Annotated in this window: 11 protein-coding genes; 5 read left to right on the forward strand and 6 right to left on the reverse strand. The window is 40.8% G+C overall.

Features of this window, described 5'->3' with window-relative positions:
• Positions 1–53: 53 nt before the first annotated feature.
• Positions 54–1,331: a ParB/RepB/Spo0J family partition protein gene (locus tag NMK36_RS05705; RefSeq protein ID WP_254173248.1), complete on the reverse strand. Its 1,278-nt coding sequence runs from the start codon at positions 1,329–1,331 to the stop codon at positions 54–56.
• Positions 1,332–1,546: 215 nt separating this feature from the next.
• On the opposite strand from NMK36_RS05705, the gene NMK36_RS05710 reads away from it, so the two are divergent.
• Complete coding sequence (locus NMK36_RS05710) at positions 1,547–1,708, forward strand: DUF6364 family protein (protein WP_254173249.1); 162 nt, start codon at positions 1,547–1,549, stop codon at positions 1,706–1,708.
• A 115-nt stretch (positions 1,709–1,823) separates the two neighbouring features.
• On the opposite strand, the gene holA is transcribed toward NMK36_RS05710, so the two are convergent.
• From holA to NMK36_RS05730, 4 genes are all read right to left on the reverse strand, one after another.
• Positions 1,824–2,807: a DNA polymerase III subunit delta gene (gene holA, locus NMK36_RS05715; RefSeq protein ID WP_254173250.1), complete on the reverse strand. Its 984-nt coding sequence runs from the start codon at positions 2,805–2,807 to the stop codon at positions 1,824–1,826.
• Entirely contained in the window at positions 2,804–4,186 is a 1,383-nt protein-coding gene (gene dnaX / locus NMK36_RS05720) for a DNA polymerase III subunit gamma/tau (RefSeq protein WP_254173251.1), read from the reverse strand. Before dnaX ends, holA begins: the two co-directional genes overlap by 4 nt.
• A 14-nt stretch (positions 4,187–4,200) precedes the next feature.
• Positions 4,201–5,595 (reverse strand): DNA polymerase III subunit beta, encoded by a 1,395-nt coding sequence (gene dnaN, locus NMK36_RS05725; protein ID WP_254173252.1) that lies wholly within the window; start codon positions 5,593–5,595, stop codon positions 4,201–4,203.
• Between the two features lie 72 nt (positions 5,596–5,667).
• Entirely contained in the window at positions 5,668–6,540 is an 873-nt protein-coding gene (locus NMK36_RS05730) for a hypothetical protein (protein WP_254173253.1), read from the reverse strand.
• Positions 6,541–6,557: 17 nt separating this feature from the next.
• Here NMK36_RS05730 and NMK36_RS05735 point away from each other — a divergent pair, with 17 nt between their 5' ends.
• Positions 6,558–7,889 (forward strand): hypothetical protein, encoded by a 1,332-nt coding sequence (locus NMK36_RS05735; protein WP_254173254.1) that lies wholly within the window; start codon positions 6,558–6,560, stop codon positions 7,887–7,889.
• Here NMK36_RS05735 and NMK36_RS05740 read toward each other — a convergent pair whose 3' ends face one another.
• Complete coding sequence (locus NMK36_RS05740) at positions 7,890–9,305, reverse strand: ATP-dependent DNA helicase (RefSeq protein WP_254173255.1); 1,416 nt, start codon at positions 9,303–9,305, stop codon at positions 7,890–7,892.
• Positions 9,306–9,766: 461 nt separating this feature from the next.
• On the opposite strand from NMK36_RS05740, the gene NMK36_RS05745 reads away from it, so the two are divergent.
• Genes NMK36_RS05745 through NMK36_RS05755 form a run of 3 tightly spaced genes read left to right on the forward strand, consistent with a single transcriptional unit; the run spans position 9,767 to position 17,701 of the window.
• Positions 9,767–11,134 (forward strand): hypothetical protein, encoded by a 1,368-nt coding sequence (locus NMK36_RS05745; protein ID WP_254173256.1) that lies wholly within the window; start codon positions 9,767–9,769, stop codon positions 11,132–11,134.
• Positions 11,124–14,534: a hypothetical protein gene (locus NMK36_RS05750; RefSeq protein WP_254173257.1), complete on the forward strand. Its 3,411-nt coding sequence runs from the start codon at positions 11,124–11,126 to the stop codon at positions 14,532–14,534. Before NMK36_RS05745 ends, NMK36_RS05750 begins: the two co-directional genes overlap by 11 nt.
• A gap of 2 nt (positions 14,535–14,536) precedes the next feature.
• Positions 14,537–17,701 (forward strand): RNaseH domain-containing protein, encoded by a 3,165-nt coding sequence (locus NMK36_RS05755; protein ID WP_254173258.1) that lies wholly within the window; start codon positions 14,537–14,539, stop codon positions 17,699–17,701.
• Positions 17,702–17,747 lie beyond the last annotated feature (46 nt).

Here is a 17,747-nt window from a genome sequence, read left to right on the forward strand (position 1 = left end):
GTTTGCAAACTTACCTAATCAGGTAAATTTTTAACTGGAAAACACAACTATATCTAAAACGCTTGTTCAATAGCTCGATGCGCTAATTCAATTTGTTCGACCGCATCAAGATAAGTTAAAGTGGCTGCATCCCAGGATAACCGTTTTTGCATTCGGTTTAAGATTATTTTTCCAAACTCATGCACAGTATCAAAGCGTTGCAATCTGAGAATTCGCTCTGCAACTTGGCAAAAATCTGGTTGGGGATTTTCAATCACTTCAACATCGGATAAAAGCAGCGATAAAATCTCGCTTCCCATATCAACCTTGACGGTCATTCCTACGGCCGTAATTCGACCCCAAAATCCATTCCATTTCCGTTGAGGAATTCTCTCTTTCGGTACTAAAGGAATTTTAATGATCACCCAAGTTCCAATGGCGGGAGTGCATTCTTGTTGAGTTGTTTTAATATCATCGGGTTTGTCGGTTAGGGATTGATTTTCTGCGGAAGTTGGGGATTGTGAATCGGGTTCTGCTTTCATATCAATGGGGTTAAAAATTGTCTGTTCTTTGAGCAAAATTTTAGCTTGTTTGGGGGTTTTTGCTGCACCGGTGGCGATCGCATCAAGAATCATTTTCCGTTTCTCCCCTGGTATCTTCACCAACTGATACCCCGCATCAATACTTTGCTGATTCATCATCTCCAGCCAAACCTCTGCCAGTTTAGGTTCATCCATGTGGAGGAGATCTGCTGCTTGAATCGCTACACGCCCTTTTCGGTAAGTTCTACCACAACCTAACCCCACAATCGCTGCCACAATATTTTCAGTCAGTTGCATTTGTTTTCCATTCAAATTCAGATTAAACCTCGCCAATGGAAAATTTTCCATTGAAGAATGTTGAGGGTTTTGGGATGAAACTGTAATTTCTGAGTCGGAAGTGCGTGGCGTAGTTTGAAAAGCGTAACAATTTCTGAGTTTGCGGGCGAGGGGTTCTACAATCATGCCTTCTCGAATTTTCTGCACCGTTGTCTGTTGGCGCTGGCGGTTTTCTGCAATCAAGATAAATAATTCCTCGTCCTCGCTTTCAAAGTGACAGACTTGAACCGGAGCTTTTTCCCATCCCAACGCCAGCAAGGTTCGCCAACGCCGATGACCGCTAATAATCGTCCCATCGGTTTTGATCAGTAAAGGACGGACATAACCTTTGAGGGCGATCGCCTCCATCAAGTCCGTCAGATTCTCGTTGCGACCGTAGATCGCCTCATTGCGGGGATGGGGTTTGAGGTGATTAAGCGGAACGTACTCAATCACCTCAAAGCTTTTCAGCGATTGTGTTTGGCTTGTATTCATAGTTATCGCCCTGACGTTGATCTGGGGATTGAGCTTGCTGCCAGTCTCTCCTTAAGATAGCATAATAATCATACGTTTCATAAAGATCATACTTTTAGGCACATTAGGGTGATCGTTACGGTTAGAGACGTGCCATGGCACGTCTCTACAGGAGATGTCGCGAAAATGCCTCAGAAAGTGCAATATAGTAACAGAGGATTCGCAAGGAGGATGCAATGGCAAGAAAACGAATTACCTTATCTTTAGATGAAGATTTGCTGGAACGAATCAAACAAGCGGCGCAAAAAGATGACCGCAAAATCAGTAATGAGGTGGAGAGAATCTTGATCAAGCACTATCCCCCAGAGCAGAATTTTGCTCAATCCGTTTCCAGTTGATGTTTTATCAATAAACTTTCAAGCTCTATTAAATTTGATATTAATAAAAAAATAATCCCAGAGTTTTGTTAATTCTTAGCTAACAAAATCCTGAGATTGAGAAAGGAAATATTAATCATTCAAACGATTTAGCTGCTGTTTTAATAGGTTGGCTTGCAAACAGTTGGGTAATTGCCAGAATAGAAGACAGCAGCAAGTTTCGTTTTCCTTGTTTTAAAGCTATTTCTAAATCCAGTAACAAAGATACAGCTTTTACTAAAGATTGCAAAGGAATCGTTTGCACCTCTTGTTTAAGAAAATAGACTCGTTTGAAATTAGCAATTTGGCAAATCGTGGCAATTTCAGCATCAGATTTAACTCCCTTAACAATTGTTGCTTTAACCCACAGCCAAGTTCTAAATTGGGTAATAAGCGTGGCACAAATAGCAGCAGGAAACGTTTCTTTTGTCAAGAGCTTTTGGAGTAAATCAACTGCTTTTTGGGCATTATTTTCTCGAATTGCTTTAGCTAATTGGAGACTATTTTGGGTGGTGGAAGGGATAAGAGAACGAACTTGTTTTAAACTCAGCTTTGCGCCGTTACTATAGAGAGCTAGAAGTTGCAGTTCAGATTCAATTCGGGCTGAATCATTGCCAATAGCATCAGCCAAATATTCTCTACTATTTTGATCTAATGATAAACCGATGCGAAGGGCTTGGGTACGGATATATTGGGTGATGAGATCACTTCGCCAAGGTGCAATCAAATTGAATTCAAACAGTTGGCTTTGGGAGAGCAGAAATTTTGAGACTTTTAATCGTTTGTCAAGGCTGGAAGCTACAAAAATCAAATGAGTTGATTGAGGAACTTTTGGGAGCAATTGAAGAATATCCATCACCGCTTCATCAAACTGTTTAAAGTTGCAGTCCTCCACGATAACTAATTTAGCTTTAACCGAACCAAAAGCTGGAGTTAAAGCACAATAAATGGCTTCATCTACAGCAGAAGCATGAAAGCGATGATAGTTGAAACTAAGCCAAGCGGGGTTAAGGCTTTTTTTGAAAGTCAAGAGTTTTTTAGAAATTGCATACCGATCATCGCCGACTAACAAACTAATCATTGATTTCCCTCCTGAATTAAGACTTGATAGTTAATTCCTGTTGCTGCCAAAAATAGTTTTTGTACCTTCTGAATATTGCGGTTAAATTTGTTAAGATATGGGGGAGGTACAGCTAAGATGGCTTTTTGTTCAGTTAGTTCAGCAAGGAAAGCAACGGACAGGAAAACTCGGTTCTTTTCAGATGCTTTTGACAGCACGGTTTCCCAAATGGTAGTTTTTAGATCAATGGGTTTTGAGGCGGAAACAGAGGTTGAATTTCGCTTGTGAGTTTGATTATTACGAGGTTTATTTTTAGAAGATTTAGGAATTAATCCCAGGAAACAAACTTCTAGCCATAAACTCGGTTGTACACTTTTATTAAGCTGCCATTCTGAAGCACTTAACTGTTCAAAACCTTGATGAATTGAAGATTGACTCCAAGTTTTTGCGATCGCCTTCAGTTTTGAATAAGAAACACCACTGGTGAGTAAGGATGAACAGTCAGGGACGTTGGCGACTAGCAACAAGTCTCGATAACAACTCAGCAAGGAAGTTAGCAAAGTTAGGGGCGTTTTTCCACTATCAAGGAGTTCACGAGACAGTTGTAGCAGTTTCAGGGTGTCTCCGGTGTTAATGCAGTGCAGTATTGTTACCAAGTCGGACTCTGAAATTCGACCCGATACCGCTAGAACTTGAGAATGGGTAATTTCGTCTCCCAATAAGCTTAACTGACCCAGTAATTGCAAGGCGTCGCGCAGTCCACCCCCACAGGCGCGAGCGATCGCAATTTTAGCCGATGAAGTAATGGAGATAGCTTCTTTTTCAGCAATCATGGTTAAATGCTGAACAATCGCAGCAACAGAAAGCGGCTGAAACCGAAACACTTGACATCGGCTGACAATAGTAGGTAGCACTTTGTGTGCTTCTGTTGTGCAGAGAATGAAGACAACATGAGCGGGTGGTTCTTCAAGACACTTGAGAAGGGCGTTAAAAGCTTGGGAACTGAGACAATGAACTTCGTCTAAGACAAAAATTCGGTAACGACCGATAGCGGGAGCAAAGTGGACTCGTTCAATCAAATTCCGAGCGTCTTCAACTCCGTTGTGGGAAGCTGCATCAATTTCCATGACGTCTAAACTGCTTCCTTTTTCGATAGAACGACAGGACTGACATTGACCGCAGGGAGTAACAGTGGGTTGGTCGGTAGCGGTGCAATTTAAGGACTTCGCTAAAATTCGTGCTGTTGAAGTTTTTCCAGTCCCTCGTTCTCCTGTAAACAAATAAGCAGGAGCAATTTTGTTTGCTTGAATTGCGTTAGAAAGGGTTGTTTGGATGTACTTTTGTCCGGTTAATTCGGATAGGGTACGGGGACGATATTTCTGAGGAAATGGAGTGTACATAATGACAAGAAGGGTTAAGATTTGACAACAGGCATTAACAAGTATTGGCTATCGATTAAAAGATGGGGTTGTTCTCGATTGCCAAAGGGTTTTAAGATAGCTGGATGATCACTATCAATGAGATGAATTGAAATTTCAGAACTAGCGATCGCTTTAATTCCTTCCAACAAATACTTAATATTGAAAGAAATGGAAAAAGAATGACTAAAGTTGATAATCGCTGTCATTTCTTCTCTTCCATTTCCAAACTCCCTTAATAAGGATAAGGAAACTTGCTGGTTTTCAGGGCTAAAGTCAATGTTGATAATTTTTTCCTTTTTATCCGCCAAGACTGAGAGCCGTTCCAGTGCTTTTACAAAAGGCAACTTTTCCAGGTAAACTTGATGTTTAAAGTCGTGGTTTAATAGATCTGGGTAAGCGGGATATTCCCCTTCTAAACAACGAGTAATCAGCCGTTGCACGCCCCAAGAAAATTCTACATAACCCGTGGTCAGGTTATAAGATAGTTGTACAGATTCAGCAGAAGTCCGACTCGCTAAAATTCGCTCTAGTTCCAATAGAGATTTAGCAGGAAGAGTAAATTGCAAAGGTTCTGTATTCTCCGTTTCTTTCTTTTTTTTGAACCCTTGAATGGAGGTTTCCACCACCGCTAACCGATGACCATCTGTTGCCACCAATTCTAAGGTATTAGAGTTAATTTTTAGATGTACTCCGGTTAAGATTTGCTTCGTTTCATCGGTCGCTGTTGCAAATAATGCGCCTTTAATACCACTTTTTAGAGCTTCCGCAGCCATAGCCAGATTTTGGCAAGGGTTGACTTCAGGAATTGAGGGGAATTCATCGCTTGATAAACCTCGAACTTGGTAGCGTCCACTGGCGGAAACTAAAGTTAAAATCGGATTTTGTTCGGGTTTAGCTGTATTTAAAGGGTGATCCTGGTTATTTTCAGCGTTCAAGGAAATTGAGTTAGTTAATTGGAGATCACCCGAAGAAAACTTGCGAACAATTTCACTTAGTAGTTCGGCGGGAATTGTCGTTTCTCCTGAAGTGTTAACCTTAGCTTCAAAGGAAGTTTGAATGGCTAAACTCAGATTAAATACGCTTAAGTAAACACGCTGAGTTTTAGCGCAAGCTACTAACAGAACATTACCTAATATGGGATGGGTTGGTTTAGCAGGAACAGCATGGCTAACGAGTTCGAGGTGAGTTGCTAAATCATTTTGTGTGCAAAGCAGTTGCAGAGTAGCATCTGAAGTTGAGGAAGAGGGGGAAGTTTTAGAGGTGTTAACAACTTGGCTTTTTTCTTCTGTTAAAATCTTGTAAGTTTGAGAAGGAACAGTTTGAAGGTCAGAGGATTTATTCTTTTTAATTCGGCTTTGAGTTGCCGAACGTCGGGTTTTAGTTGGCATTTTTCCCATTAATATATAGATCAAAACCTAGCAGCGATAGCTGCTTACAAACTGAGGCATTATTATTATTTTTTATAACCCTGCTTGTTGTAAAGCTAACTCTAAAAGAGATTGGACTTTAAGAATTTCTGCCCATTGATTAAGATAGTTGAAGTCCAGACGTTCTCCTTGCACTTTTAAAACTCCCAAGACATCTCTCCACTGTTTTTGAGATTCTGTAGTAGACAGTAAATACCAATACAACTTTTGTAGAATGATATCTTCGGCTGAATAAATGTAAATACCTTTTTCTGATTCATCAATTTTATAAAGTTGGCGACGATTCATTTTAGAACGAGAAAAAGCATCATCTCCAATCACAAAAATATCTATTTTTTCTAATGAGGTTAAATGAATAACATTGAAAGAGCGTTTTTCAGTCACCGCTTCAACAACCGCCGATTCACTAATATAAAACTCCTGTTCCATTACTCGAATGAGTTGCTGTGCTGTTGACAGCGAAATGCTGATGACTAAATCTAAATCTTGGGTTGAGCGGCTTTCTCCTAAAAGGGAACTGGCTACAGACCCACCCACTAAATAGGGAATATTTAAAGTCTCAAATAGGATTGCCATTTGAATAGCGAGTTCCAAAGGATCTTCAATCCTAAATTTTTCTTCAAATTCTGTTGCTTTTAATTTTAGAACGGTTAGCCATTCTGAGCCTAAATGCCTTCTGATGAATTCTTGATAAATCTTGGATGAAGAAGCATTAGGATAATGATTTTTAATGGCTATTATCGTTAGTTCGCGAGTAGCTTGATTGAAGTGTCGAAATCTTTGGGTTCTCTGTTGGGGTGTCAGTTGTCGAAGCAGTTGAAACATCAGCACATCTGCATCAATGCTGGTGTCTTCTGACTGAGAGCGGTATCCAGGTGTAACTGCCGAGATGGGAATTTGTGGCATCAGTGATCTGGGTTAGAGTGAAATCTAATAGACCATTACAGGAGGAAGAAACGTTATCGATTCAGAAATATTTTAGAATACCGTTAATTGAGTTTGAGCTAGATTTAAGAAGAAAAAAGTGCAAGTCATCTATGCCTAGCAATTCCTCACCTTCATTCACAACAGAGCCAGAAAACAGTCTTCGGGAGAAACTGATCCGCTCAATCTGGCTGCACAAGAACAAATACTGTTATCTATTTGAACCCGATGGCTCTTATCGATTATTAAGCACAGATCGCCGAGGTCAGTACACCATCTTAGCCGATGGTCGTTCGGTTTTACTAGCTTGGGCAACCGATCCCTTTACTGAAACCCTACTTGTACAAGAAGATGGCAGTTTGTTCATGAGTGGGAGTCCGTTTGTAGAAATGGGGACACGCTCCGAAGTACCTTCACAAACCGCCAATTCCCTACCGCAGTCTGATGCGATGATTCCTAGCTTAATCCCAGAAGAACCATCGCAATCGGATGTCATTCCCTACTGGCTCCCAGAAGATTTCCGCGTCTTTACCAGCGATAGTGGCATCGTTGGCATTGCTTCAGGTGGGGGGCAGGAAGTTGAGCCGCGAATTTTACCGACCGTCAATCAGTACAAGGGTGCAGACGGTGGATATGTGGCGTTTTATTCGCGAGATCCAGCTAATGCTGTGTATTCAGTCGGGGGAGGGATTTATGTGGTGGGACAAATTCGGCTTAAGGGTAGATATATCGGTCGAATTTTTCATCCTGAAGGCTACTTAAATCAAGACATCAGTGCGGTGTCAGAATTCAAAGCGTTATGTCGTAAAACGTTTGGCGTTGAAGGATGGGCTGGAGGGGACACCGGAGGCTGGTTTGGTAAGTTTGATTCTAGCCCCGAAACACTAGAAACAATTGGAGATCGTCCTACCTCAAAGATTGACACAGCCCCAGTTGTGCATCGACCCTGGAAGTGGGTGGTTACTGAATGGGTTGACTCTCTCCCCGATTTTATTAGAGCTTTATTGCCTTGGATGGTGGGTTTGATAATTTTGCTGAGTCCAACCCTTTTGATTCTCTGGGGTGCTGTGGCGCGATTTGGGTTGACTTGGAGGCTAATGTTGATTCCGGTCGGTGGGATTGTTGGGTTTGTGCTGATGGCGATCGCTGCGATGTATTGGTGCAACTACAACTTCGAGCTTCAGGAGCGTCAAACAGGGCCATCTGAAGCGGGGTCGTTTGGAGGGTTAGGTCAAGCAATCATGGCATTGATTGCAATGGCTTTATTGGGCTGGATTGGCTCAGGGCTTGGTGCTTGGTTGGTTGCAAGCTATTGGGTAGGTGGCTTCTAATTAATGAATAATGAAAACTCGATTTTTAGCTCGGCTACAACTGACATAATAAAGTTGGTTACACGCTAAGACACTGTTGCGATATTCTCTTAAAAAGTCAAGTTTTTGGTTAGGAAGATGTTGAGCTAAATACAAAAACTTAGTCGCAACTTTTTTAGAGATGTCGTTGCTATCAATTCCGACTTCTCGAAAAGTAGAACCTTGAGCGTTATGAACCGTTAAAGCCCAACAATTTCGCAGATCTGCAAAAATTTCACAATGATTATACCAAGATTTCCAAAGGCTAGGATTAGTTTTAGCGTTTCGTAATAATTTGATATTATCTTTGTGAAACTTTTGAGCATCGTCTTCATGAAGCAGATAGATTTGTCGCAGATCCTCGGAAGCATAAAAACTACCATTATTCTCGATTTTAACCTTCAGTTTCCAGGCTTTATAACCCGAATAGCGATCTTCTACTGCCTCCATCACTTCTACTTCTGTTGAGGTAGAAAGAATAACGGTTTTTCCATCTGGAGCAATCACAGGAGCTTTACTAATGAGTCTTTCTCCCACCACAAATCTAGGTGCATTTTTTCCGTAGAGTTTTGCTCGAATTTTATGGTTCCAGTAAGCAACTCGTTTGTTAGTGTAGCAGAGAATTCGGAAACAATCTGGATCTGAAGGAAAGGTTGCCGAGAATTTTTTTAATGCGTATTTGAGAAACCTTTCTTCTCGAACCATGAAAGCTCCATTTTTGCGCTCTAAGTCAAATTTGGAGAAGGGTTTAAAAACGGTTTTGCTTTTAACAGCAGTTCGACAAGCGGTTACAAATTCTAGGAGAGGGCTATTTTTGCCTTGACGAACAACTTCGGTTAAGACGACTTTATTTTCTACATTAAAAGATGGTGATATTCGTTCATGATTATCCTCGTTAACTGGGGATAATTGAGCGGGATCTCCCATAACGATGAGTTGGCGATTTTTACCAAGAAGTAAAGTATTCTGGATTCGGTGTTGAATAATATTCCACAATTCGGTTGTCACCATGCTGCATTCATCCAGAAAAATTGGATCGTATAAATGCAGTAATGAAGGTAAAACTTGTTTGAGGATTTTATGTTGTCCTTGTTTAACAGGAGCTAATCCTAAGAGTTGATGAATGGTCATAAAATCTACTCCTCTAACTTTTTTCTCAGTTGCCATGCGTTGCAAAACTCCTACAGCTTTATTAGTGGGAGCGGTAAATGCAACTCGTTTTCCTGCATTGACAAGCTGTTGAGCAATTAAATTAATAATCGTTGATTTTCCTGTGCCTGCATATCCAAATAATCCAAAGATTTGTTGAGGACTGTTGAGAAATTGCTCAATTTGTTTTAAGGCTTGATCTTGTTGGAAGGTGAGTTGAAAAGAGAGTTGAACCCAATTTGGTGTCATAACGGTTAGGTTTTTGTTGACTACTAATTAGGTTCAGCGTTAGCTGTGAAATACTCTATGGAATATTTTATTTAAGCTAAATTAACAACAACTCAGCTGACACAGAGCCAAAAGTAGGCTTCATACATTATCAGGTCTCTAACATCAGCTTAAAGCCTACCTATATCTTCAGAGCTTTTGCAAAAGCTGAAACTGTTACCCTATGTAGCTTACAGTTTGCTTGTTTGCCCCTGAACGCAAGTATTTTGAGTAACTTCTATTGACATTTCTAATTTACATCGTTTAATGTAAACATAAGTCAGTGATATATTTGTTCGATTATGTACTTTGAAGACGTTCGCCAGTGGCAAGGAACTGCTGAGACCCTGACACAAGAACTAAAACGACAGATTGAGCAGCTTGGGTTATCAGTGGAACCACCAGCAGTAAGAACTGTGCGCTCGTGGAGATCCAAGCAACTTTTGTCACAACCAAAAGGCCAAGAATTTGGGTTTCGGCAAATTTTAGAAGGACTGGCAACAACACTTTTGCTCAAGAAAGGTTGGACACTGACAGCGATCGCTCAAGTTTTACCATCATTCCCTGATTTAGTCTTGGAGCAACAAATTATGGCTGAGACTAACGGCCAAGACCCTACTTGGTCGCCACCAATCCACACAGCAGCATTACCATTACCCATAGGACACGCTAGCACGCAGGATTTGGCAGAAGATGCTGTTGTCTTACTAGCGCAGGGAGTTGTGCGACAATTCACAAGAACTCTCAATCGAGAGATTGTGCGTCAGGACGATAGTATGCCTGCGGAACTGTACCGGGCGATGTGCAAATTGGGTCGTCTCTACATCGAAGAAGGATTACCTGATCGCGCCGCTTGCGTGCATACTGTTCTCGAACGTGGTAGATATCCTCTGGAAAAGTGGGATTTAGATATTTTTCGTCACCCAGATTTTCGCTTTCGACAAGCAATTCTCATCGATCCAGACCTGCGAGTACCAACCTCAGATTGTGCAGAAATTGCCAATTCCAAAGGAACTTTTGGCGAAGATAATGTCATTGAGCATCGTCTGCACGAAAGGTTGCGTGAGGCAACAGAACGATTAGGAAGTCGTCGTCAGCACAAAGCTTATACGGCTTTGCGAGATTTATTTGCTAGGAATTCGTTAATCGGAGAACATCAGCTACTAGATTACTTAGTTGAAAAAGATTTAACCCCTTTGCAAGGGATGATTATTGACACTTTCTTTGATCGTGTCCCTGACATCTGGTTAATTGACGGATCTGCTCATCGCTGCGCCTCTTGTGGGACTCTAATGCGACCCTATCCCAATCAAAAACTTTTTCCACAGGGGCGATGTCCCATTCGCCAATGTGAGGGTCATGAGCCTTCAAACGCAAAAATTGGCGAAAAATTAGATCCCAATAAAGATTCATTGCTCATTGCCAAACCGCAAATTTTAACCTATTGGACTGGGCCTGCAATTGATGAAGTAAAAATTTTTGATACAGCTAGAAATTATGGACTGAATGCCGAACTGTATCCAGAGTCCGACCTCTGTGATATCGCCATCAACGATCGCAGTATTGGTATTGATGCCAAATCCTATAGCAGCCCGGTTTCTCTTGCCTTGCGCCTCAACCGTAGCATTGGGGGGCTAAGTTACTACCGCCGTCGCATCATCGCCGTTAGCGATCAACTTATCGAAGATAACCCGTATTATCTCTCTACCTTGCAGTCAACCCTCGATAAAAAGGGCGATCCGGCAAATTTGGAAATTTTATCTGTTTCGGAAATTATTCAGTTACTAAAGGGCATGAAATATGAGAATTAAACTCGATTTTTGGACAGGGGTAGATCGAATCTGTTGGCTTTGCATTTTGATGGAAGAATTTCTTGATATTAACTCCCTAGAGTTTGCGCCTTTAGTAATGTCAGGGATGGCTAGCATTTTCAATGCGCCAAGGTTAGAAAAAGCTCGTCAAGCCATTTTCAATATGCGGCAAATTTCAGCAGCTTATGTCACAGCGCAATCAATTAAACACGCAGTTGCGATTTATAACGATCACCACTACCGTAATAAAACTCAGGGAACCTACAAAATTAACTCAGAAACACTTCACTTTGAACGTACAGATCCCCTAGAAGATCCCTTGATTACTAAAGCGCGTCAAATTCTCAGCCAGCCTTTAGCACACCAATTTTATAGTGCAACTTTTGCCGATGCTCGTCAGCCAATGGCAGTTGCTTTAGGCGAAGAAACAACAGCCACAAGAGTTCCAATCAGCCCAATTACTGTTCCGCTTGCTCAACGTCGCACCCATTCTCTCAACCGCATACCAAAAGAAAAAATCTGTATTCCTCTTTCGGAATTACACGAGTTAGCGGTTGAGATGGATGACCTGGAAGCAAATTATCCCGAAATAAGACAAGGCAATTGGGTAAAACGGTTGCAACATTTTGCCCTCATGGTGCCAGAAATTGGCAAGGGGTTGCGGGAAGAAAAAGTCATTGAATTAGAAGGTATTAAGCACTTAATTGGATTACCTGGTGCAGGCAAAACAACCTTGCTCGTCTTGATCGCGATCTGGTTGGGAAAAAAGGGTTACAAAGCGATGTTTGTATTTCCCTCGATTGAAGTTGCTAGACAATATATGGCAACTCTAGCATTTCACGAAATCAAAGTGGGAATGTTAGTCGGTCAAAGCGATGGAACTCGTCGCCGACACGCTGACAATATTGCGGAAGCCATTGCTGCTTCAGGAGGTAATGGTGGCTTTGCTTATAGTCTAGAGCAAGCAGAAACTTTTGGCTTAAATTGTGTCCTACCCGCATTTTCAACAGCCGATACTACCCTGTGGGGATTTGGTTATGCACCCTGCCAAGAAATTTTACAAAGCGGGGGCAAAAAAGGGCAGATGAAGAAGTGCCTTTGTCCGGTTTGGACGATGTGCGGTCGCAACAAAGCACCCCGTGATTTGATAGACGCTGATATTTGGGTGGGTCACGTTCTTTCAATGGATACAGAAGTTCCACCCCATGCAATTGCAGAACGCATTCGTTATTTTGAATTAATTGCCCGCACATTCGATGTCGTAGTTTTCGATGAAGCTGATATGGTGCAATCAACTCTCGATACTTATGGAGCAGCTACTTTAAGACTTTCAGGTGCAGAAGATTCCATTCATTTAGTGATACAAGAACAGATTCATAATCGCTTTGCTCGGGGTGAAAACTATCGACTTTTTGACCGTACTATAGAACTTTATAGTCGCGATTTAGCAGAATTTGGTAATCATAATACAAGCTTGGTTTCTGCCGTTCAAAATATGCCATCATCACGAGTCAGCAAACGGTATGAAAATCAGTTATTAACCGTTTTAAGAATTGTGAGTGATTTACTAGATGGCTTTGAGAAAACTTCTAAACGTGATCGCCTTGATGAACAGGAAGTCAAAGAAGAATTTAGCAAAAGTCGAGCCTTAACTCAATTTTGGGAAACAGCAGCTTACCATGCTTTTTATGATCGCACTGGTATTGAATCCCATGATCGACTTAACTTAGATTTGTGCGCTAAAACACTCGGTATAAATTCTGATCCGCTTAAACAGCGTTGGGAAAGTTTGATCCGCCATTTCTGCCGTTATTTAGCAGAAAATTTGATCGAACGTCGTGATAATATTATCAAAGAAATTGCAGAATTATTTATACCTTTGTGTTTTAAGGATAGCACAGTATCAGCCGAAGCGTATGATACAATTACGTTACTTGTTTGTGTTACATTTGTGATTTTAAGTTATCAGAGGATTGTTCCAGGAACAAGAACAATGGTAGCTGAAGGACTAATTCGTGACCCTATTGTTGAATCAACGGCAACACCCGAATTGCGAAAAGTTATTCCAGAAAATATTTTAGGGTCTTTTTCAGGTGTTAAATATAGTTTAAAATCAGCAGAAACAACTCGAACTCAAGCCCGAAATGTAGAACTTTCTTATATTATCTTTGTCGGCGCACCTCGGATGTTAATGCACCGCTTTTACAGATTGTTTGAGGCAGAGAGTGGAAGTACAGGGCCAGCAATTTTAATGACTTCAGCTACGTCTTTTTTAGAAGCAAGTCCTGCTTATCATATCAATTCAGGCCCCCACTATTTGCTCAAACCCCGCCAAACAGAACACGCTCCACAAAATAGCATTTACCGCTTCAAATGGTTGAGCGATCGCGAGCGGGGTTCGGAACCGCTTCGATATAGTGGTGCAGGGGAACTACGCGATCGCAATTTAGAAAAAATGGTAGAGACTCTAGTAAGGGGAGGAACCACTAAATCTGAGATTTACAAATCCATCCGTAACTTTGACGTGCGAGATGGTATTTACCGCAAAGCCGCTTTAATCGTCAATAGCTATGAACAAGCTCGCACTATTAAAGAATTTATCAATAATTATCATCCAGACGTTGGTAAACGAACAAAAGCAATTGTTCGCTCCCTCAAAAGCCGAGATAAACCAACTGATTTTGTGACAACGGCTCAGTGCGAGGCTTTAGGAGATGACGAAACTTGTGATATTATAATCTTTCCAATGTTGGCAATTGGTCGAGGGGTGAATATTGTTTTCACCAAAGGTTATCGAAAACTTGATGCAGCAATTGGCACAATTTATTTTCTGACTCGTCCGCATCCGACGACAGATGATATGCAGCTTTTGTATAGCCTAGCAGGAAAAGCCACCCAAGAATTTGACAGTCAAATGTTTACTGAGCAAGAAGATTTGCAAAAACTTTCTAATGCTTGGAAACAATCCAGAAAACAACTCTGGAAAACAACAAATCGTCTTTTACGCGAACCACTCATGGCTAGCCGTTTGGGTGAAGATTTATTTAAACCATTCACAGCAAATCAAATGGTTGCGATTTTACAAACAATTGGACGTGGGATGCGAAATGGATGCCCAGTACAAGTTTATTTTGTCGATGCAGCTTGGGCGATTAAATCCACCCAAGATCAACCTGACTCTGGACGAGACAGTATGTTAGTTCAGATGCGAATTATTTTAGAAGAATGCGTCAAACATTCAGATCCAGTAGTTCGAGAAATCTATCAAGAACTTTACGGGGCATTTCTCTATCCATTACAACGAATTCAAGGCGTAGTTTACCCAGAAAACTTACGCAATTCTGAAGATTTGGCAGATGAAGAAGACGGTTTTGATGATTCACCTTTTTTGGAGATGTAACCATGAATGACGAAATTTTTGACGAAATTGGATTAGATGATGAAGAAACTAAAGCTACTTTGGTTTCAGACACCCTTTACATTGCTCTAACAAATAAGAGTATTAAACAGATTCCCCTAGCCTTTACCGTCCCAGATAATGTCGAGCCAATAACAGTCACAGGCTTTACAATAGCTTGGACAAAATCTGCTTTGCGGGAGCTTTCAGAAATCCAAAAAGCGACTTCCGATGGGGGTTCAATCATCAAAAATATTCCTTATGTATCGTTGCGAGGTTTGTTAGAGGTAGGACTTAATGATGTAGCGCGGATTAAATCAGATTTGGGTTTGAGTCGGTTTGATTTGAGCGGAAGAAATGGAAAAGAGCCAAATCCATTTATTTATCTAAATGGGAATAATCTAGAAGATATTCATAAGACTTTGCGAATAATTCTCAACGAGTGGATCACAGGTTTTATTAAACCTTTCGCTGAAAAAGAAAATGTGCCATCTGAAGTTATTGGCCGTTTGGAAGATTTGCTTGACACAGGAGAGTTGTTAACAATTCATCCGTTACAATCTCAAGTCATACCTTGGAAGTGGTCTGAAGAAACAGGAACAACCCAGGGAAAGACTCATGATTTTCAAGCTCTAGTAGATTATGTAGCGCGTGCGATTTCTGGAAAAGAGATCTTTCAGGGGTTAGGAACAATGAAGCGCGTTATTTCCAGTAGTGGTAGTTTCACGACGGGTATAGCAGAATTGATTACCAACCCTATAACTCTACCCGAGCATCAAGATAAATTTAGTCTGGTAATACGCTTAGAAGTGGTAACATATCCTTCTTTACACCAGCCTTTATTGAAGATTGATGTTTCTAAGCGCCGATGGTTTAGTAGTTTAAAAGCTGCACGTTTTAACTCTGGTAATCTTAGTGGTTTTGTCTTCTCTAATAATTATCAAGATCGCGCCTTTAGCTACAAAGTCCTTTGTCAGCAAGAAAAACAGGGTGAAAATAAAATTTGGCGTTGGACAATTGATAAAGATTTTGAAGCCTTGCGTCGTAAACTAAAACTTCCCATAAAAACGCCTGATGGTCAAAATATTGATGGCGAACAAATTCCATTAGGTAAGGCTTCAACGGATAGCTGCCAAGTTATGCTAACTTACCGAAACGGATTACAAGGAGGAAAACACGAAATTAATGTGGGCGTACCAGAAATTGATAAGTTAGAAGCATTTGAGGCGATCGCCACAATTGTTGAAATAATCGGTTTTCAACCCTTTGAAAATTACTCACCAGTAAAGTTTAAGAGAGGTGAAAGCCACAAATTAGACGATACAGCTTCCCGCATGATTAATTTGCCTACACTCTTAGGCACTGCCTTAGAAAATCTGGAAAAAGGTAAAGTTTCTAGTTTTACTTCAAAATTCCTCGAAAGCTTTGACGATGCACAGTTAAATAGCTTATTGAATAAGCATTTCAATCTCAATTTAGACAATATTCAAGGAGGTAAAAAATCTCTTCAGTTTACAAGTAAAGTACTGTGTCAAGTCAAAGAACTCAAAGCTTTAATCCAGGCAAATCAACAAGCGGTGCGACGACTTTATCCGAACGAAAAACTGTTGCTCGTCGTCTTTTATGAAGAACAATTTCAAACAGAATTAAAACTGTTAAAAACAATAATTCACCTTCTTTGGGGTGGAGCGTTTGAACTGATAGCTAATCGTTTGCCAGCAAAGACTCATGGGCCTAGAGAATTATTAGAGGGTGCAAACTTGAAAGCTAAAGCCCGATCACGTCACCGAATAGAAGCCTGGGAACCTATTGTAAAACAACTTGCTTTACGGAACCAGCGAACTTTTTGCCTAGTGATGGCACGAGACTTTTATCCAAATAATCGACCTGATGATCGCGTGAATAAACCCTCAACCCGTCAAGCACTGGCTCAACTTGCGGGTTCTTGCGTGCAGTTTCTTCTACCCATTGAAACAACTAAAGAGAAACAACTTCTCAAACTTGATAATTTTTTCCATCGAGTACAAGCTGCTCTAAAAGACTTACTTTCTGCTCATTGTGGTCGGATTGATAATGTTAAAGAAAAGGTTGACAAATACCTAAAAGATATTCCAGCAGAAGCCAGACCAAAAGAAATTATCGGGATTACCATTGTCCGTAAACAGAAAGGGCGCGCTCGTGGTTTTATTGACAACACATTTTTGCCAATTGCGATGCGACTCAATATAGAGACAGGCGAGTGTGAGTTATGCTGTGCTTATGAGAAAGGAGATAGTTTACAAATTAGTCGTTGGAGTAAATTTTCTGATGCGATCGCCTTTATCTCCAAAATTTCCCCCGTGAAACTAGCTGATAAAAAAGAAGTGCGTCAAACTCGTTTCATGGAATTTGTTAAGCAAATTATTTCCAATTCTGTAGAGGAAGGAAATCAACCATTAGTTATGATCGATTCTTCTAACTGCGTACAACTTTGGCCTTGGCTTGCCGATGCCAGGATGAATGCAAATGAAATTAACCTTGGTCAACAGTACGAGCGAATGCAAGATGAGTGGCAAGGTGCACGTCTAGTTCGCATTCGTCAAGACCTCGCCCCTGGAATTATTGAGAAAAAAGTAAGAGAGTTAGCAGAAACTTCTTTGAAAGATACTCGAACAAAAAAAGAACTAACTACTACTCATACAATTGATTCAGCTTCTCCTGTAAATGGGTTATTTCAACTGACTATAAATAATCAAAAGGGTGAAACTAATTCAACAGGTTGTGTTGCTTATCTATCCGTAAGAAATAACAAGCCAGGAAAAAAACGTGGGCAAAGTTGCTATCGAAGAATAGATATCAACACTCCTGTTAAGAAAACTGATGGTTTTAAAGTCAAAGTTTATAACAAAGCTGGGTTAGAATTGCACAATCTTGGAACCTATCTTCCATGTACAGGTCAATGGCCAACTCCTAATCCTTTAGAAATCGTTGTTACATTACGACAACCTGAAGATAATCCCGATTGCCTTGCTGCGCTTGTAGAATCCCTACGTTATGGTTTCGGCCATTATAGTGATTGGTCGAGCTTACCCGCTCCGCTCTTTTTTGAGCGTGTTGTTCGAGACTATATTAGCGAATTTGCAATTGAAGATGAGGAAATGGAGACGGGGCAGGGTGATTTAGAAGAATAATGTAGCTTTCCTTCACTAGAATCATTTTCAGCACCTTTAACGGCGA

This window comes from Planktothrix pseudagardhii (assembly GCF_904830925.1).
Taxonomy (GTDB): Bacteria; Cyanobacteriota; Cyanobacteriia; order Cyanobacteriales; family Microcoleaceae; genus Planktothrix; species Planktothrix tepida.